The 17,021-nt window shown below is 70.2% G+C and carries 17 protein-coding genes; 8 read left to right on the top strand and 9 right to left on the bottom strand.

Going from position 1 to position 17,021, the window contains the following annotated elements:
* Positions 1–91: 91 nt before the first annotated feature.
* Complete coding sequence (gene fomD / locus OG866_RS15545; protein WP_329335169.1) at positions 92–784, bottom strand: cytidylyl-2-hydroxypropylphosphonate hydrolase; 693 nt, start codon at positions 782–784, stop codon at positions 92–94.
* A gap of 72 nt (positions 785–856) precedes the next feature.
* Complete coding sequence (locus OG866_RS15540) at positions 857–2,242, bottom strand: class II fumarate hydratase (RefSeq protein ID WP_329335168.1); 1,386 nt, start codon at positions 2,240–2,242, stop codon at positions 857–859.
* 154 nt (positions 2,243–2,396) lie between these two features.
* Between OG866_RS15540 and OG866_RS15535 the strand changes: the two genes are divergently transcribed.
* Positions 2,397–2,888 carry a hypothetical protein gene (locus OG866_RS15535; RefSeq protein WP_329335165.1) on the top strand — a complete coding sequence of 164 codons (492 nt, stop codon included), beginning with the start codon at positions 2,397–2,399 and terminating at the stop codon, positions 2,886–2,888.
* A 228-nt stretch (positions 2,889–3,116) separates the two neighbouring features.
* Here the strand turns inward: OG866_RS15535 and OG866_RS15530 are convergent, their stop codons facing one another.
* The gene (locus OG866_RS15530) at positions 3,117–4,784 is read right to left on the bottom strand and encodes a fumarate hydratase (RefSeq protein WP_329335164.1); all 1,668 of its coding nucleotides are present in this window, start codon (positions 4,782–4,784) and stop codon (positions 3,117–3,119) included.
* 183 nt (positions 4,785–4,967) lie between these two features.
* Here OG866_RS15530 and OG866_RS15525 point away from each other — a divergent pair, with 183 nt between their 5' ends.
* Both OG866_RS15525 and OG866_RS15520 read left to right on the top strand, forming a co-directional pair.
* Positions 4,968–5,690, top strand: coding sequence for a DUF1707 SHOCT-like domain-containing protein (locus OG866_RS15525; RefSeq protein WP_443063528.1), 723 nt, complete (start codon positions 4,968–4,970; stop codon positions 5,688–5,690).
* Between the two features lie 196 nt (positions 5,691–5,886).
* Entirely contained in the window at positions 5,887–6,264 is a 378-nt protein-coding gene (locus OG866_RS15520; RefSeq protein WP_329335162.1) for a WhiB family transcriptional regulator, read from the top strand.
* A 164-nt stretch (positions 6,265–6,428) separates the two neighbouring features.
* On the opposite strand, the gene glpX is transcribed toward OG866_RS15520, so the two are convergent.
* Positions 6,429–7,463, bottom strand: a complete 1,035-nt coding sequence (gene glpX, locus OG866_RS15515) for a class II fructose-bisphosphatase (protein WP_329335160.1) — start codon at positions 7,461–7,463, stop codon at positions 6,429–6,431.
* A gap of 126 nt (positions 7,464–7,589) precedes the next feature.
* Here glpX and OG866_RS15510 point away from each other — a divergent pair, with 126 nt between their 5' ends.
* Entirely contained in the window at positions 7,590–8,123 is a 534-nt protein-coding gene (locus OG866_RS15510; RefSeq protein WP_329335158.1) for a DUF4245 domain-containing protein, read from the top strand.
* Between the two features lie 79 nt (positions 8,124–8,202).
* Here the strand turns inward: OG866_RS15510 and OG866_RS15505 are convergent, their stop codons facing one another.
* The 3 genes from OG866_RS15505 to xseA all read right to left on the bottom strand — a co-directional run bounded on the left by OG866_RS15505 (position 8,203) and on the right by xseA (position 10,389).
* Entirely contained in the window at positions 8,203–8,793 is a 591-nt protein-coding gene (locus tag OG866_RS15505; RefSeq protein ID WP_329335157.1) for a malonic semialdehyde reductase, read from the bottom strand.
* A gap of 135 nt (positions 8,794–8,928) precedes the next feature.
* Entirely contained in the window at positions 8,929–9,171 is a 243-nt protein-coding gene (locus OG866_RS15500; RefSeq protein WP_329335155.1) for an exodeoxyribonuclease VII small subunit, read from the bottom strand.
* Positions 9,172–9,180: 9 nt separating this feature from the next.
* Complete coding sequence (gene xseA, locus OG866_RS15495) at positions 9,181–10,389, bottom strand: exodeoxyribonuclease VII large subunit (protein ID WP_329335153.1); 1,209 nt, start codon at positions 10,387–10,389, stop codon at positions 9,181–9,183.
* A gap of 82 nt (positions 10,390–10,471) precedes the next feature.
* Here xseA and OG866_RS15490 point away from each other — a divergent pair, with 82 nt between their 5' ends.
* Positions 10,472–11,908 carry a choice-of-anchor A family protein gene (locus OG866_RS15490; RefSeq protein WP_329335151.1) on the top strand — a complete coding sequence of 479 codons (1,437 nt, stop codon included), beginning with the start codon at positions 10,472–10,474 and terminating at the stop codon, positions 11,906–11,908.
* Positions 11,909–11,947: 39 nt separating this feature from the next.
* On the opposite strand, the gene OG866_RS15485 is transcribed toward OG866_RS15490, so the two are convergent.
* Entirely contained in the window at positions 11,948–13,318 is a 1,371-nt protein-coding gene (locus OG866_RS15485) for an APC family permease (protein WP_329335149.1), read from the bottom strand.
* Positions 13,319–13,423: 105 nt separating this feature from the next.
* Between OG866_RS15485 and OG866_RS15480 the strand changes: the two genes are divergently transcribed.
* Together OG866_RS15480 and ppgK are read left to right on the top strand one after the other, a co-directional pair.
* Complete coding sequence (locus OG866_RS15480; protein ID WP_329335147.1) at positions 13,424–14,434, top strand: 4-hydroxy-3-methylbut-2-enyl diphosphate reductase; 1,011 nt, start codon at positions 13,424–13,426, stop codon at positions 14,432–14,434.
* A gap of 29 nt (positions 14,435–14,463) precedes the next feature.
* On the top strand, positions 14,464–15,207 hold the full coding sequence (ppgK, locus tag OG866_RS15475; RefSeq protein WP_329335146.1) for a polyphosphate--glucose phosphotransferase: 744 nt from the start codon (positions 14,464–14,466) through the stop codon (positions 15,205–15,207).
* A gap of 1 nt (position 15,208) precedes the next feature.
* On the opposite strand, the gene OG866_RS15470 is transcribed toward ppgK, so the two are convergent.
* Positions 15,209–15,748 carry a DUF6542 domain-containing protein gene (locus tag OG866_RS15470; protein ID WP_329335145.1) on the bottom strand — a complete coding sequence of 180 codons (540 nt, stop codon included), beginning with the start codon at positions 15,746–15,748 and terminating at the stop codon, positions 15,209–15,211.
* Between the two features lie 165 nt (positions 15,749–15,913).
* Here OG866_RS15470 and ychF point away from each other — a divergent pair, with 165 nt between their 5' ends.
* Positions 15,914–17,002 carry a redox-regulated ATPase YchF gene (gene ychF / locus OG866_RS15465; RefSeq protein ID WP_329335143.1) on the top strand — a complete coding sequence of 363 codons (1,089 nt, stop codon included), beginning with the start codon at positions 15,914–15,916 and terminating at the stop codon, positions 17,000–17,002.
* Positions 17,003–17,021 lie beyond the last annotated feature (19 nt).

Below are 17,021 nucleotides of genomic sequence, written 5' to 3'. Positions count from 1 at the left end.
GGTCAAGCTCAGTGCACGCTCCGGTAGTTGCCGCCGCGCGCTCTTGCGGAGGACGATCCTACGTTTGTTGCCCGGGGGCGCATCAAGGGTCTCATGAGGACACGTGCGCGGGCGTACGGTCCCAGTCTTCCGGGAGCAACGGTACGGCCCAGGACGGATCCGGGCGCCAGTGCTGCCAGCCGTCCGCGTACGGCCGGCCCCAGGCGCGGATCACCTCCACCGCCGACCGGCCCGCCTGCCGCACCTGTTCGGCGAGGTGGGCGTCCATCAGCCCGTCCCGCTGGGCCTGCGCGAACTCGTCCTCGTCGCGCCAGTGCCAACTGCGGTCCGGGTGCACGGAGATGTCCAGAAAGTGGTCCTCGGAGTCGACCCCGCCGTCCCAACGGGCCAGCGGCGTCTCCAGGTTCACGTACCAGTTCTTGAACTGCCAGCCCGGCTCCCAGAACAGCCACACCGACCAGGGCTCACCGGGCCGCGCCAGCTTCAGCACCCCCGTACCGAACCAGCGGTCGCGCTGGACGGTACGGGGCTTGGTGTAGCGGGTCTCCAGCGGCTCGGCGTGCACCGGGGTGCCGTCGGCGAGCACGGGCTTCACACACTCGGTCCCCGGCGCCATCCACACGGCGAGCAGGTCGTGATCATCGCGCACGACGGTCACCGGGCGTGCGATGTGGACCCGCTCGCCGCCGTTCTCCCGGTAGCGCCACAGGATCTGGGCACCGGGCTCCCAGAAGGACGCCGACGGACCCGCTTCCGCTGCTCTCACCGCTCCACCCTCTGCCATGGACAGATATTAGGTGCCCTGGGCATACGACGCTGCGGCACGCGTCACGGTTCTGCGGACCGGCGTCTCTTGTTACGGACGCGTCATCCGCAGGACATCCAGCGCTTCGTCGAGTTGTTCGAGGGTGAGGTCGCCCCGCTCCACATACCCACTCTCCAGGACGACTTGACGAATGGTCTTCCGCTCCGCGAGCGCCTTCTTGGCGACCTTCGCGGCCTCCTCGTACCCGATGTACTTGTTCAGCGGCGTGACCACGGACGGTGACGACTCGGCGTACTCACGGGCGCGTTCCCGGTGCGCGACGATCCCGTCGACGGTGCGGTCGGCGAGGAGCCGCGACACATTGGCGAGCAGCCGGACGGATTCGAGCACGTTCTTCGCGATGACCGGCAGCATCACATTGAGCTCGAAGTTCCCGGCGGCGCCGGCGGTGGCGACGGTGGCGTCGTTGCCGACGACCTGCGCCGCGACCATGAGAACGGCCTCGGGGATCACGGGGTTGACCTTCCCCGGCATGATCGACGACCCGGGCTGAAGGTCGGGGAGGGAAATCTCGGCGAGCCCGGTACGCGGCCCCGAGGCCATCCACCGCAGATCATTGGCGATCTTCGTCAGCCCGACCGCGACGGTCCTCAGCTGTCCGCTGGTCTCCACGATCCCGTCCCGGGCGCCCTGCGCCTCGAAGTGGTCGCGGGCCTCGGTCAGCGGCAGCCCGGTGGCGCGGGCGACCTCCTCGATGACGGCGGCGGAGAAGCCGGGCGGCGTGTTGATCCCGGTCCCGACCGCGGTGCCTCCGAGCGGCAGTTCGGCGAGCCGGGGGAGCGAGGCGTAGAGCCGCTCGACGCCGTACCGCACCTGAGCGGCGTACCCGCCGAACTCCTGCCCCAGGGTCACCGGCGTGGCATCCATGAGATGGGTCCGCCCGGACTTCACGACATCGGCGAACTCCTCGGCCTTGCGTCCGAGGGAGTCGGCGAGATGCTCCAGGGCGGGAATCAGATCACGGGTGACGGCGGCGGTGGCGGCGATGTGGATGGAGGACGGGAAGACGTCGTTGGACGACTGCGAGGCGTTGACGTGGTCGTTGGGATGCACGTCCCGCCCGAGCCGCTGCGTCGCCAGGGTGGCGATGACCTCGTTGGTATTCATGTTGGACGAGGTCCCGGACCCGGTCTGGAACACGTCGACGGGAAAGTGCGCGTCCCACTCGCCACGGGCGACCTCCTCGGCCGCCTCCTGAATCGCCTCGGCGACGTCCTTGTCGAGCACCCCGAGCCGCGCGTTCACCTTCGCGGCGGCCCCCTTGATCCGCGCGAGCGCCTCGATGTGCGCCCGCTCGATCCGCTGCCCGGAGATGGGGAAGTTCTCGACGGCCCGCTGGGTCTGCGCCCGCCACTTGGCGTCGACGGGGACACGGACTTCACCCATGGAGTCGTGCTCGATGCGGTATTCGCTCATGCCGGGTACAGCGTTCGGGGCGGTGGAGATGTTCCGGACCATGGGCCGAACGGAGACGGGGCCCACCGGGCGGGCAGCGGGTGATCGCCGGACAATGGGAGGACGGGGAACGGGGGGACTCGCAAGGGGGGCTCGTCACCCCAGGAGGCAAGCCATGCTCCGCAGGCGCAGGATCAGGATCTACGGCGCGCTCGGGGCCGCCGGTCTGGCCGCGGCGGCCGCCCTCACCACTGCCGCCCCCGTGTCGGCCACCGACGGCGATTTCACGCTCTACGCCAAGGAAGTGCCCGCCGACGAGGAGGGCCCGGGCGATCAGCAGGCCCCCAAGGTCGGTGACGCCTTCGCCTCCGCCGACGACCTCTATCAGCACAAGGGCGGCGACAAGGTCGGCCGGGACGGCGCCGCCTGCACGGTCGTCCGCGCGGGCGACCCCATGGACATCCAGTGCGTCGGCACCTTCGTCCTGTCCGGCGGCCAGCTCACCGCCCAGGTGCTCCTGACGGTGCCCCTGGACGAGTCGGCGCAACCGACCGACTTCGTCGCGTCCATCACCGGCGGCACGGACGACTACCGCGGCGCGAGCGGCCAGATCCACTTCACGGACGACGGGGACTACCAGCGCCTGGACTTCGACCTCGGCGACTGAACGAAACGCGGCGCCCTCCAACGCCGGTGCGTCTCTGGCGCCGCCCCGCAACTTTCAGCCCGTCCGGCGTTCGATGACGAGGCCCTTTCGGGGCCGAAGCGGGGGTCTGGGGGCGGCAGCCCCCACGGGCAGTGGCGGGGTCGACGGGGCGCAGCCCCTGGAGGATGGGACGGGTAGGGGCGGCGGGGGCGAAAACCATCCCCGCCGCACCAGATCGCGCCCGACGACCTACGCCAGCCCCGGTCCCCGCACCGGAATCGACGTGAACGTGGGCGCGGGCGCCGGGTCCTGGAAGAAGTCGTTGCCCTTGTCGTCGACCACGATGAACGCCGGGAAGTCCTCGACCTCGATCTTCCAGACCGCCTCCATGCCGAGCTCCTCGTACTCGACGACCTCGACCTTCTTGATGCAGTCCTGGGCGAGCCGGGCGGCGGGGCCGCCGATGGAGCCGAGGTAGAAGCCGCCGTGGGTGTCGCAGGCGTTGGTGACCTGGGCGGAACGGTTGCCCTTCGCCAGCATCACCTTCGAACCGCCCGCCGCCTGGAACTGCTCGACGTAGGAGTCCATACGGCCGGCCGTGGTCGGCCCGAAGGAGCCGGAGGCGTAGCCCTCGGGGGTCTTGGCCGGGCCCGCGTAGTACACCGGGTGGTCCTTCAGGTACTGCGGCATCTCCTCACCCGCGTCAAGGCGCTCCTTGATCTTGGCGTGCGCGATGTCACGGGCGACGACGAGCGGGCCGGAGAGGGAGAGACGGGTCTTGACGGGGTACTTCGTCAGCTCCGCGAGGATCGAGTCCATCGGCTGGTTCAGGTCGATCCTGACGACGTCACCGGCCTCGTCGAGGTGCTCGTCCGTCGTGTCCGGCAGGAAGCGCGCCGGGTCCGTCTCCAGCTGCTCCAGGAAGACACCCTCGGCGGTGATCTTCGCGACCGCCTGACGGTCGGCCGAGCAGGAGACCGCGATGGCGACCGGGCAGGACGCGCCGTGGCGCGGCAGGCGCACCACCCGGACGTCGTGGCAGAAGTACTTGCCGCCGAACTGCGCCCCGATCCCGATCTTCTGCGTCAGCTCGAAGACCTTCTCTTCGAGGTCCTTGTCACGGAAACCGTGGCCCAGTTCCGACCCCTCGGCCGGGATCTCGTCCAGGTAGTGCGCGGAGGCGTACTTGGCCGTCTTCAGGGCGTACTCGGCGCTCGTACCGCCGACCACGATCGCCAGGTGGTACGGCGGACAGGCGGCCGTACCCAGCGAACGGATCTTCTCCTCCAGGAACTTCATCATGGAGGCCTCGTTCAGGACGGCCTTCGTCTCCTGGTAGAGGAACGACTTGTTGGCCGAGCCGCCGCCCTTGGCCATGAAGAGGAACTTGTAGGCGCCGCCGTCGGTGGCGTACAGCTCGATCTGGGCGGGCAGGTTCGAGCCCGTGTTCTTCTCGTCCCACATGGTCAGCGGGGCCATCTGCGAGTAGCGCAGGTTGAGGTTGAGGTACGCGTCGTAGATGCCCTTCGACAGCGCCGCCTCGTCACCGCCCTCGGTCAGCACGTTCTGGCCGCGCTTGCCCATGACGATCGCGGTGCCCGTGTCCTGGCACATCGGAAGGACGCCCGCCGCCGCGATGTTCGCGTTCTTCAGCAGGTCCAGCGCCACGAACTTGTCGTTGCTGGACGCCTCGGGGTCGTCGATGATGCGGCGCAGCTGGGCCAGGTGGGCCGGGCGCAGGTAGTGCTGGATGTCGTGGATGGCCTCTTCGGCGAGCTTGCGCAGCGCCTCCGGCTCGACCCTGAGGAACGTGCGCCCGTCGGCCTCGAAGGTGGAGACACCCTCGGAGGTCACCAGCCGGTAGGGGGTGGTGTCCTCTCCCATGGGGAGCAGATCGGTGTACGCGAACTCAGGCATCTCAGCCCATTCCTCACTCGAACGACGGCGGCCGGCCTCCATTGGCAGGCCTCACCAGCCTAGAACCTGTCCAAGGCGGGAAGGTTGTGAGGTAAGGCTCAGTTCGGCGGCGCCCGTTTTCCACCGGTCCACGGTTGCCCACAGGCCTGGTCGCGATCTATCGCGTTTGGGTACGCTGCTGCCGTGGACCTTCAGAAGCCGGACGTGCAGCAGCCGCCGACCCCGCCCGCCGCCACCGCCAGCCCGCGCGCCACCGACCTGCGCGCCTCCGACGCCGACCGCGACCGCGTCGCGGACATCCTGCGCGAGGCGCTCGCCGAGGGGCGCCTGACCGCCGACGAGCACGCCGAGCGGGTCGAGGGCGTGCTGGCCGCCAAGACCGTGGGCGAGCTGGACGTCTTCATCCAGGACCTGCCGGCCGCGCACGCCCGCCGGGAGACGCCGACGTATGCCGTGGCCCCCAACCGCCCGACCACGGGCGCCATCCCGGTCGACCCCGACGAGAACGTGGTCGCGGTGTTCAGCAGCGCCGTCCGCAAGGGCCGCTGGCGCGCGGGCCGCCGTATCCACGCGTACGCGGTCTTCGGCAGCGTCGAGATCGATCTGAGCGAGGCCCTCTTCGAGTACCAGCAGGTCGTCGTCAAGGCGATCTCAGTGTTCGGCACCATCGAGGTCCGCGTCCCGGAGAACGTGTCGCTGCGCGGCACCGGCGGCGGTGTCCTCGGCAACTTCGAGGTGCACACGCTCGACGCGGCCGACCCCGAGGCCCCGGTGGTCTACGTGGACGGCTGGGCCGTCCTCGGCAACATCGAGGGCAGGGCCCGGCGCGGCAAGCTCGTCGCGGACATTCTCGATCGCGTGCAGCACAAGGTCGACCGGAGTTTGCGCAAACACCTGGACCGTTGACGGTTGTGAATCCGCCCCCGACCGGAGGGGGTTGGTCCGCCCACAGGCCGTCCACGGGTCGCTCGCGGTCCACCCGTAATCCCGCACGACACCACCCGGAATCCAGCGGTTCGGAACTCAGTGCATAGGCACGCGCACAGCGGGTAGGCCTTGCTGCATCGTCTCTCGCTCGCGAAGCCGTCGTCAGGAGTAGACCGTGCTGCAACCGCCGCATTCGCCCCTTCAGGTAGCTGTTGTTCCGGCTCAGCGGGTGCCAGTGCGAGACAGGGACCAAGACGCACCATGGCACACCGAGGCGGTGTGCCGCCGCGACGAGGCCGGCCTGTTCTTCGCCCCCTCCAAGGAACCGACAGCGGCCCGGCTCTCCCGCGAAGAGGCCGCGAAACGGGTCTGTGCCCGCTGTCCCGTCATGGTCGAGTGCCGCGAGCACGCCCTCCTGCAACCAGAGCCCTACGGCGTCTGGGGCGGCCTCACGGCAGCAGAACGCCGAGTGGTCCTCGCCCGACGCCGCCGCCGCGACATGGAACTGAAAAAGGCGGCCAGGACGACGGACCACATAGCGCAGGCAGGCTAGCGAGCAGCATGCCGAAGGGGCGCTCCCTCCGCACCGGGAGCGCCCCTCGCTTTTGGCGTACGGGGCGATGAGGCGCCTAAGGGGCGCGGGGAACTGCGCGAACGGCCACGACGCACCCGCAGCCGCCCATGCGCAGGAGCCCCCAACCCGTAGGCGCCGTCTCCCTACTTCGCCCGATCGAAGTCGATCGCGCTGTAGGCCCGCAGCTTGCTCAGCCGGTGCTCGGAGTCGATCCGGCGCACCGTCCCCGACTTCGACCGCATCACGATCGAGTCGGTCGTCGCGGTCTCCGACCGGTACCGCACACCCCGCAGCAGCTCCCCGTCGGTGATCCCGGTCGCGACGAAGAACACGTTGTCCCCGGCGACCAGGTCGTCGGTCATCAGCACGCGGTCCAGATCGTGCCCGGCGTCGATCGCCCGAGCCCGCTCCTCGTCGTCCTTCGGCCACAGCTTGCCCTGGATCGTGCCGCCCAGGCACTTCACGGCGCAGGCCGAGATGATGCCCTCGGGGGTGCCGCCGATGCCGAGCAGCATGTCGACGCCGGTGCCCTCGCGCAGCGCGTAGATGGAGCCCGCCACGTCACCGTCGGAGATCAGCTTGATCCGCGCGCCGGCCTCCCGGATCTCCTTGATGATCCCCTCGTGCCGGGGCCGGTCGAGGATGACGACCGTCACGTCCTCGGGCGTGGACCGCTTCGCCTTGGCGACCCGCCGGATGTTCACGGACACCGGCGCGTTGATGTCGACGAAGTCGGCGGCCTCGGGACCGGTGACCAGCTTGTCCATGTAGAACACGGCGGACGGGTCGAACATCGACCCCCGGTCCGCGGCGGCCAGCACGGAGATCGCGTTCGGCATGCCCTTGGCCGTCAGCGTCGTGCCGTCGATCGGGTCGACGGCGATGTCGCACTCGGGCCCGGTGCCGTCACCGACCCGCTCCCCGTTGAAGAGCATCGGCGCCTCGTCCTTCTCGCCCTCGCCGATGACGACCACGCCGTTCATCGACACGGTGGAGACGAGGGTCCGCATGGCGCGCACCGCGACACCGTCGGCGCCGTTCTTGTCGCCGCGGCCGACCCAGCGGCCCGCGGCCATGGCGGCGGCTTCGGTCACCCGGACGAGTTCCAGGGCGAGGTTGCGGTCGGGGGCCTCGGAGGGGACTTCGAGTTCGGACGGCAGATGATGATGCTCGGTCATCGGAGCGCACCTTTCTGATACGACGACGGCCGGATGAGGGTTCGATCCTCGACTCTATCGTCAGTCCGACAAAATGAGCAGGGGACCCCACGGATGAGCGGCCCGGGCACCTGCGACGATGGGGGCGTGGCAGGTTCGAATGGCAAGAGCGGCAAGCAGAAGACGGTCCGGGACATGGTGCTCTCCCTGGCCCTGATCGGTCTCATGGCAGGTGTCATCTACCTGTTCATCCCGCACGACGACTCCGAGCCCGAGGTGAAGCGGGTCGACTACCGCGTCGAACTGCTCACAGCGCGCCGCGCGGCCTCGTACCCGGTGCTCGCGCCCGAGGGCCTGTCCGCCGACTGGAAGTCGACGTCGGTCCGCTACGACGGCGCCGAGTCGGAGGCCTGGCACCTGGGCTTCTCCACCCCGGGCGGGGAGTACGCGCAGCTTGAGCAGTCGGCGACGCAGAAGCCGGGGGCATTCATCGACAGCGCCAGCCAGGGCGGCGAGGAGACGGACACCACCGCGGAGATCGGCGGCCGCACCTGGACCCGCTACGACGGCGGCCGTTACGACGCGCTCGTGTACCAGGGCGACGGCGCCACGACCGTGGTCGCGGGCACCGGCGGCTACGACCAGCTGGCGCAGCTGGCGAAGGCGCTCAAGGCGAAGTGACCCGACACGCAGGAAAGTGACCCGACACGCATGAGAAGGGCCCCCGGAAAACCGGGGGCCCTTCTCATGTTCAGGCGGGTCAGACCGTCGTCACGACCTCGTCGTAGGCGCGGCGCGGCGAGCGCGGGTAGGAGGCGTTCTCGCCCGGCTTGCCGATGTTGACGACCATCAGCGGGGTGTGGTCGTCGTCCAGGAACTCCTTGCGGACGCCCTCGTGGTCGAAGCCGGTCATCGGGCCGGCGGCGAGACCGGCGGCGCGGACGCCGACGATGAAGTACGCGGCCTGGAGGGCGGCGTTCATCCGGGCGGCGGACTCACGGGCCGGGCGCTCGCCGAAGAAGACGTCCTTGGCCTGCGGGAAGGCCGGGAACAGGGTCGGCAGCTCCTCGTGGAACTCGTTGTCCGCGGAGAGGATCGCGACCAGGGGCGCGGTGGCGGTCTTGGGCTGGTTGCCCTCGGCCATGTGCTGCACCAGGCGCTCGCGGGCCTCGGCGGAGCGGACCAGGGTGATGCGCAGCGGGGTCTGGTTGAAGGCGGTCGGGCCGAACTTGACCAGGTCGTAGATCGCCTGGATCTGCTCGTCCGTCACCGGCTCGTCGGTGAAGGCGTTCGCGGTGTGGGCCTCGCGGAACAGCAGGTCCTGGGCGGCGGGGTCAAGAACGAGAGACATGCGGGGAACCTTCTCGTGGGGACGTCGGGTCCGGGGTGCCGGACCTGCTGACACACATGACTCTACGGCAGTTAGGTTGAAGCTTCAACAAAAAGCGGGGTGTGGTGATCCGCTTCACAGATCACGCGGAGAACATCAGCCGTCGGAGTCCTCGTCGTCCCCGGACCCCTCTTCCTCCTCGGCCAGCGCCGCGTCCAGCCGCGCCCGCGCCCCCTCCAGCCACCGCCGGCACACCTTGGCCAGCTCCTCGCCCCGCTCCCAGAGCGCGAGGGACTCCTCCAGCGTCGTACCGCCCGCCTCCAGCCGTCGTACGACGTCGATCAGCTCGTCCCGCGCCTGCTCGTAGCCGAGCGCCTCATCCACCTTGCTGCTGGTCATGCGCCCACCCTAAGAGTCGACTCGGACAGTGAGCTCACCTTCGGACACCCGCGCCCGCAGCACCTCGTCGCCCGTGACCTCCTGCGGGTCGCGCACGACGTGCCCGTCGGCCTTCTGGAGCACCGCGTACCCCCGCTTCAGGGTCGCCGCCGGCGACAGCGCCACCACGCGCGCGTGCGTGTGCGTCAGCTCGGACTCGGCACGGTCGAGGTGATGCCCGAGGCAGCGCCGGCTCCGGTCGACCAGGGAGGCCACCTGGTCGGCGCGCTCGTCGATCATCCGGTGCGGATCCTCCATCGCCGGCCGCGCGAGCGCGTGGGCCAGCCCGCGCTCCTCCCGCTCGACGATCCCCTGGACACACCGCCGCGCGCGGTCCCGCAGCATCCGCACCCGCTCGAACTCCTCGCCCACGTCCGGTACGACCTTCTTGGCGGCGTCGGTGGGCGTCGAGGCCCGCAGGTCGGCGACGTAGTCGAGGAGCGGGGTGTCGGGCTCGTGCCCGATCGCGGACACGACGGGGGTACGGCAGTCGGCGACGGTCCTGATGAGCTGCTCGTCGGAGAACGGCAGCAGGTCCTCGACGCTGCCGCCGCCCCGCGCGACGATGATCACGTCCACGGAGTCCAGCGCGTCGAGTTCCTTGACGGCCTGCACCACCTGCGGCACCGCGTGCACGCCCTGCACGGGCACGTTGCGCACCTCGAAGCGGACGGCGGGCCACCGATGGCGCGCGTTCTCCAGCACGTCCCGCTCGGCGGCCGACGCCCGCCCGCACACCAGCCCGATGAGCTGCGGCAGGAACGGCAGCGGCTTCTTCCGGTCGGCCGCGAACAGCCCCTCGGCGGCCAGCGACTTCTTCAACTGCTCAAGCCGCGCGAGCAGTTCACCCACGCCCACAGGCCTTATCTCGGCGGCCCGCAGCGACAGCTGCCCCCGCGGCGCGTACCACTCCGGCTTCGCCAGGACGACCACCCGCGCGCCCTCGCTCACCACGTCGGCGACCGCGTCGAACACCTGCCGGTAGCAGGTGACGCTCACCGAGATGTCGTACGAGGGGTCGCGCAACGTCAGGAAGACGACTCCGGCGCCGGGGCGGCGGGAGAGCTGGGTGATCTGGCCCTCCACCCACACGGCCCCGAGCCGGTCGATCCAGCCCCCGATGAGCCGCGACACCTCACCGACGGGGATGGGGGATTCCGCGGACGTGTTCACAGCCATGCCGGTGAGCGTATCCGCAGGCGCCGACATCGATGCGGCGCGCCGGGGCCCGAAGCCGGACCGGACTTCTTAGCGTCTGACCATGCAAAAAGGAAATAACTACATCAAGGCTGCCAAATGGGCCGCCTGTTCCGCGGCCCTGGCGGGTGCGGCCCTCGCCACCGCGCCCGGCGCAGCCCTCGCCCGGGACACGGTCACCGTCGGCAACCCCGTCGCCGGGAACAACGGCTTCGGCGTCGTCACCGAGGACGACGCCGTGCTCGGCAGCACCGAGTCGGAAGGGCCGGTCGCGGTCGGCGGCGACCTGAGCTTCGGCTACGGCTACAACGTCGCGCTGCACACCGCCGGTTCGTACGTGGTCGGCGATGACGCGCGGCCCACCGCACTGCTCGTCGGCGGCAAGGTCGACCACGCCGGCGGCAGCCCGGACGGGGTGCTGAAAGTGCTGAACAACGGCTATGCGAAGGTCGGCGACACGACCGGCGGCCGGGCGCTGACCACGGACGCCAACGGGGCCTCGGTCAACACCCGCCTCGTCGCCTCGGGCGCCGGCTACGACTCGACACCCCGCATCGAGCTGACCACCCGGCAGCCCGCGAACTCGGTGGGGCCGGCCCACCCGATGGACTTCACGTCGCTCTTCTCGACGTACCGCGACCGCGCCACCGCGATGGCCGGCTGCGCCAACACCGTGGTCCTGCGCGACACCAGCGGCACACCCCTGGCGGACCAGGAGAACATCGCGGTCGGCGCCGACGTGGCCGTCTCCCTGACGAGCGGCGAGACCAATGTGCTGCACCTGACGGGGGAGCAGCTCACCAACCTGGACGTGCTGACGTTCCTGAACCAGCCGAGCGCGGACACCCCGCTGCTGATCGTCGTCGACACCACCGCCGACGGCGGCGACTACACCTGGCACGTCCCCAACCTGGCCGGAGTCTCCGGAACCCAGGCCCCCTACATCCTGTGGGACTTCCCCGACGCCACGCAGATCACCATCGCCGACGGCGACACCATCGAGGGCACGGTCTACGCGCCCCGTGCCCATGTCGTCGACCTCGACCCGGCCGACATCGAGGGCGACGTCATCGCGAAGTCCCTGGTCGCCGGGCCGCTGTCCGGGCCCTCGGGGGCGGCGGTGAACGCGGGGGAGATCCACTACTTCCCGTTCGACGCGACCCTCACCTGCGACACGGAGGACGACACGGACCCGGCCCCGACGCCGACCCCTACTCCTACGCCGACCCCCACTCCCACCCCGACGCCGACCCCCACCCCTACCCCGACGCCCACTCCGACCCCCACCACGCCGAGTACGGATCCCGGGACGCCCACCCCGCCCGCGCCCACCACCCACGCTCCCCATCCGGGGCCCGACCACCCCGGCGGCAACCTCGCCGACACCGGCGCCAAGGCACCCACGGGACCGATCGCGGCCGCGGCCGCCGGCCTCGTCGGCGCCGGGACCGCACTCACCGTATGGGCGCGGCGCCGCCGCAGGGGACGCCACCAGGGCTGAGCCTTGGCGCCCGGTGCTGCCCCAGGGGCAGCGAAGGGCCTACGGACTCGCCTCCGTCCGCCCCCGCTGCCCCACCAGCACCGCCACCCCCACCACGAACCACACCGCCCCCACCACCTGCGCCGCTCCCGAAGCCTCCACGATCACCGCGACCGTGATCACCGCGCCCACCACCGGCAGCAGCACATGCCGCCACCAGCTCACCGGGCCCCCGGCCCGGCGTACCGCGAACCAGCCCACCACGCTCGCGTGCAGCAACGTGAACGCCACCAGCGCGCCGATGTCGACCACCGAGACCAGGTGGTCCATCCCGTCGTCCCGGCGGGCCGCCCACACCGCCGCGACCAGCGTGATCACGGCCGCGCAGAGGAGAGCCACCCGGGGCACCCCGGACTCCGTCCGCGCCAGCGCCCGCGGCAACCGCCGGTCCCGGCCCATCGCGAACAGCAGCCGTCCCGCCGCCGCCTGCCCCGCCAGCGCCGCGAACGCCGCCCCGACGGCCTTGCTGACGGCCACCAGGTCGTGCAGCCAGGTCCCCACCGACACGTCGACGGCGTCGTAGAACGCGGATCCCTGCCGGCCCGGGTCGGCGGCCAGTTCGGCGGAGGTGACCGGCTCCAGGAGCGCCACCAGATACGTCTGCGCCACGAACAGCACACCCGCCAGCGCCAGACAGAACAGCACCGCCCGCGCGACCTTCTCCGAGCCGCCGGTGACCTCCTCCGCGAAGGACGCGATCGCGTCGAAGCCCAGATAGGAAAGGACCGCCACCGACACGGCGCCGATCACCGCCGTCAGCGCGAACGCCCCTTGTGTGCCGTCCCCGGACAGCGGCGACAGCCAGCCCCGTTCCGCGCCGTCGCGCGAGAGGACGACGGCCGCGGAGACCACGAAGACCAGCAGGACCACGATCTCCAGCGCCAGCACCAGGAAACCCACCCGGGCCGCGGCCCGTACGCCCCACAGGTTCAGCAGGGTCGTGACGACGACGGCGAGGGCCGTCCACACCCAGCGCGAGACCTCCGGGACCAGCGCGTTCATCGCGATCCCGGAGAACAGGTAGGCGACCGCCGGGATCAGCAGATAGTCCAGCATCGCCATCCACCCGGCGATGAACCCGGCCTCCTCGCCGAGCGCCACGCGCGCGTAGGCGTACACCGAGCCCGCGCGGGGGACCACCCGCACCATCTGCGCGTAACTGAAGGCGGTGAACGCCATCGCCACCGTGGCCACGAGATAGACGAGCGCGACCGCCCCGTGCGACCTGGCGTCGAGCGTGCCGAACACACCGACGGGCGCCATGGGGGCGATGAAAAGCAGCCCGTAGACCACCAGATCCCGGAAACCGAGACTGCGCCGCAGGACATGGCCCGTGTCGGGCGCTCGGTTCGCCGTGCCGGTCTCGGACATCGATGCCTCCGCCAGTCGCCTGTCGTCGCGCGTTCCCCGTCCTTCACACTTCCCGGCCAGTCTCGCGGGCCACGCGATCTTTGACCCGTCGGGCGCGGCCTTACGATGGGACGCATGACTGCTTCGCCTGGCCGCCGTGTCCTGCTCGCCGCCCCCCGGGGCTACTGCGCGGGCGTGGACCGCGCCGTGATCGCCGTCGAGAAAGCCCTGGAGCAGTACGGCGCTCCGGTGTACGTCCGGCACGAGATCGTCCACAACAAGTACGTCGTACAGACCCTGGAGAACAAGGGCGCCATCTTCGTCGAGCGCACGGAGGAGGTCCCGCCGGGCAACATCGTCATGTTCTCGGCGCACGGCGTCGCCCCCGTCGTCCACGACGAGGCCGCGCGGGGACAGCTCGCCACCATCGACGCGACCTGCCCGCTGGTCACCAAGGTCCACAAGGAAGCCGTCCGCTTCGCGAACGAGGACTACGACATCCTCCTCATCGGCCACGAGGGCCACGAGGAGGTCATCGGCACGTCCGGTGAGGCCCCCGAGCACATCCAGCTCGTCGACGGCCCCGCCGATGTCGCCAAGGTCGAGGTCCGTGACGAGTCGAAGGTGGTCTGGCTCTCCCAGACGACCCTGTCCGTCGACGAGACGATGGAGACCGTCGACGCGCTCAAGGAGAAGTTCCCGCAGCTCATCTCCCCGCCCAGCGACGACATCTGCTACGCCACGCAGAACCGTCAGCTCGCGGTGAAGCAGATGGGCGCGGAGGCCGAGCTGGTCATCGTGGTCGGCTCGCGCAACTCCTCCAACTCCAAGCGGCTGGTGGAGGTCGCCAAGCTGGCGGGCTCCCGCGAGGCGTACCTGGTCGACTTCGCGAGCGAGATCGACGAGGCCTGGCTGGAGGGCGTGACGACGGTCGGTGTCACCTCCGGCGCGTCCGTGCCCGAGGTCCTCGTCGAAGAGGTCCTGGAGTTCCTCGCCCAGCGCGGCTACGGCGACGTCGAGCTGGTGAAGGCGGCCGAGGAGTCCATCGTCTTCTCGCTCCCCAAGGAGCTGCGCCGCGATCTGCGCGAGGAGGCCGCGGCCCTGGTCGCGGAGCGCAAGGGCACCTCGGGCGAGTGACTGTCCGTCGTCCGTCGTAACGTAGGGCCATGCAGATCTTCGGTGTGGACATCGGCGGATCCGGGATCAAGGGCGCCCCTGTCGACTTGGCCAGGGGCGACCTCGCCCAGGAGCGGTGCAAGGTGCTCACCCCGCACCCGGCGACGCCGGACGCGGTGGCGGACGGCGTGAAGGAGGTCGTCGACCACTTCGGGTGGACGGGCCCGGTCGGGCTGACCTTCCCGGGCGTGGTCACCGGCGGCTCCACGATCCGTACGGCGGCCAATGTCGACAAGGGCTGGATCGACACGGACGCGGGCGCGCTGTTCGGCGAGCGGCTGGGCGGTCTGCCGGTGACGGTGGTCAACGACGCGGACGCGGCGGGCGTCGCCGAGATGGAGTTCGGCGCCGGTCACGGCCGCGGAGGCACCGTCATCCTGCTGACCTTCGGCACCGGCATCGGCAGCGCCGTCTTCGTCGACGGTGTCCTCGTCCCCAACACCGAGCTGGGCCACCTCGAACTGCACGGCCACGACGCGGAGAAGCGCGCCTCCAGCAAGGCCCGCGAGGACGGCGAGCTGACATGGGAGCACTGGGCGCACCGCGTCCAGAAGTACCTCGCCCATGTCGAGATGCTCTTCTCGCCGGAGCTGTTCGTCATCGGCGGCGGCGTCAGCCGTAAGGCGCAGAAGTTCCTGCCCCACATCGAGGGCATCAAGGCGGAGATCGTCCCGGCGCAGTTGCAGAACAACGCGGGGATCGTGGGCGCGGCGATGCGGGCGGCGAAGCGGTAGCTCACCCGGGACGGCGGCTCGCCCGGCGCCGGCGGTTCATCAGCCGGACCTTCCGTACGGTCACGATCAGACCGGCGACGAGCGTCCCGCCGTACAGCCACCCGGCCTCGGTGGCGAGCGCCGTCACCAGACCCATCAGCCGGGCGCCGAGCCCGTCCCCGCCCTCGGTGACGGGTACGACCCCCACGGCGAAGGCGATCGGGACCACCACGGGCGCGGTGACCAGGTCGCCCCGCCGCACCCAGACGGCGGTCAGCACGCACACCGGCAGGAACAGCACGCCGTAGACCGTCAGCGACCCGAAGGTCAGGGCGTCCAGGCAGCCGAGCAGCAGCATCGTCGCGATGCAGAACAGACCACCGCCGAGTCCGGTGAGCCGGGGGTTGGGAAAGCGTCGTACCGCCTGCACGGCCGGGGGAGCGGGCCGCCGTACGGCCGCCGGACGGGCCGCGGGACGCCCGCCGCGGGCTGCCTGCGGGGGCAGGGAAGCCGTCTCGCGCCGTGCTCGGATGTGCGGGGGTCGCGTCCTGTGTTGCTCCACTGGACCAACTTAGGACGGTTTATATGCAGAATCGCCCCTCAGACACGCCGAGGGATCGACCTTGGCCAAGTGTTCGACGCGTCGCGAGGGCGGGGTCGGGCACGCCGTAGACTGGTGGATCGGCCCTCTGAAGTCCTCTCCTCCTCATATACGGGAAGTCGCAACGTGTCGCTCACGATCGGAATCGTCGGTCTGCCGAATGTCGGCAAGTCGACCCTGTTCAACGCCCTGACCAAGAACGACGTGCTCGCGGCCAACTACCCGTTCGCCACGATCGAGCCGAACGTCGGCGTGGTCGGCGTCCCGGACCCGCGCCTGACGAAACTGGCCGAGATCTTCTCCTCCCAGAAGATCCTTCCGGCGACCGTCGACTTCGTCGACATCGCGGGCATCGTGCGCGGCGCCTCCGAGGGCGAGGGCCTGGGCAACAAGTTCCTCGCGAACATCCGTGAGTCGGACGCGATCTGCCAGGTCATCCGTGCCTTCAAGGACGAGAACGTCGTGCACGTGGACGGCAAGGTCTCGCCCAAGGACGACATCGAGACGATCAACACCGAGCTGATCCTCGCCGACCTCCAGACCATCGAGAAGGTCCTGCCGCGCCTCCAGAAGGAGTCGCGGATCAAGAAGGACATCGCTCCGAAGGTGGCGGCGGTCGAGGCGGCCAAGGAGATCCTGGAGAAGGGCGACACGCTGTTCTCGCAGGGCATCGTCCAGGGCGGCGAGCGCGCGGAACTCCTGCACGACCTGCACCTCCTCACGGCGAAGCCGTTCCTGTACGTCTTCAACGTCGACGAGGACGAGCTGACCGACGACTCCTTCAAGGACGAGCAGCGCGCCCTGGTCGCCCCCGCCGAGGCGATCTTCCTCAACGCCAAGCTGGAGGCGGACCTCGCCGAGCTCGACGAGGAGGACGCGATGGAGCTGCTGGAGTCGGTGGGCGCCGAGGAGCCCGGCCTGGCCACCCTCGCCCGCGTCGGCTTCAACACCCTCGGCCTTCAGACCTACCTCACGGCCGGCCCGAAGGAATCCCGCGCCTGGACCATCAAGAAGGGCGCCACGGCCCCCGAGGCCGCCGGTGTGATCCACACCGACTTCCAGAAGGGCTTCATCAAGGCGGAGGTCATCTCCTTCGCCGACCTGGTCGACACCGGCTCGGTCACCGAGGCCCGCGCCAAGGGCAAGGCGCGCATGGAGGGCAAGGAGTACGTCATGCAGGACGGGGATGTGGTGGAGTTCCGGTTCAACGTGTGAGCGGATGAAGTGACACCAC

The organism is Streptomyces sp. NBC_00663, from assembly GCF_036226885.1.
Lineage (GTDB): Bacteria > Actinomycetota > Actinomycetes > Streptomycetales > Streptomycetaceae > Streptomyces.
The sequence above is the reverse complement of the archived record's forward strand: the minus strand, read 5'-3'. Positions and strand labels throughout refer to the sequence as shown.

What these genes read in the sequence shown, in the direction of transcription:
- OG866_RS15505 (WP_329335157.1), bottom strand. Translation starts at nt 8,793, where the DNA reads ATGTCTCTCGTTCTTGACCCCGCCGCCCAGGACCTGCTGTTCCGCGAG.
- OG866_RS15485 (WP_329335149.1), bottom strand. Translation starts at nt 13,318, where the DNA reads ATGTCCGAGACCGGCACGGCGAACCGAGCGCCCGACACGGGCCATGTC.
- glpX (WP_329335160.1), bottom strand. Translation starts at nt 7,463, where the DNA reads ATGACCGAGCATCATCATCTGCCGTCCGAACTCGAAGTCCCCTCCGAG.
- OG866_RS15500 (WP_329335155.1), bottom strand. Translation starts at nt 9,171, where the DNA reads ATGACCAGCAGCAAGGTGGATGAGGCGCTCGGCTACGAGCAGGCGCGG.
- xseA (WP_329335153.1), bottom strand. Translation starts at nt 10,389, where the DNA reads ATGGCTGTGAACACGTCCGCGGAATCCCCCATCCCCGTCGGTGAGGTG.
- ppgK (WP_329335146.1), top strand. Translation starts at nt 14,464, where the DNA reads ATGCAGATCTTCGGTGTGGACATCGGCGGATCCGGGATCAAGGGCGCC.
- OG866_RS15490 (WP_329335151.1), top strand. Translation starts at nt 10,472, where the DNA reads ATGCAAAAAGGAAATAACTACATCAAGGCTGCCAAATGGGCCGCCTGT.
- OG866_RS15530 (WP_329335164.1), bottom strand. Translation starts at nt 4,784, where the DNA reads ATGCCTGAGTTCGCGTACACCGATCTGCTCCCCATGGGAGAGGACACC.
- fomD (WP_329335169.1), bottom strand. Translation starts at nt 784, where the DNA reads ATGGCAGAGGGTGGAGCGGTGAGAGCAGCGGAAGCGGGTCCGTCGGCG.
- OG866_RS15480 (WP_329335147.1), top strand. Translation starts at nt 13,424, where the DNA reads ATGGGACGCATGACTGCTTCGCCTGGCCGCCGTGTCCTGCTCGCCGCC.
- OG866_RS15540 (WP_329335168.1), bottom strand. Translation starts at nt 2,242, where the DNA reads ATGAGCGAATACCGCATCGAGCACGACTCCATGGGTGAAGTCCGTGTC.
- OG866_RS15535 (WP_329335165.1), top strand. Translation starts at nt 2,397, where the DNA reads ATGCTCCGCAGGCGCAGGATCAGGATCTACGGCGCGCTCGGGGCCGCC.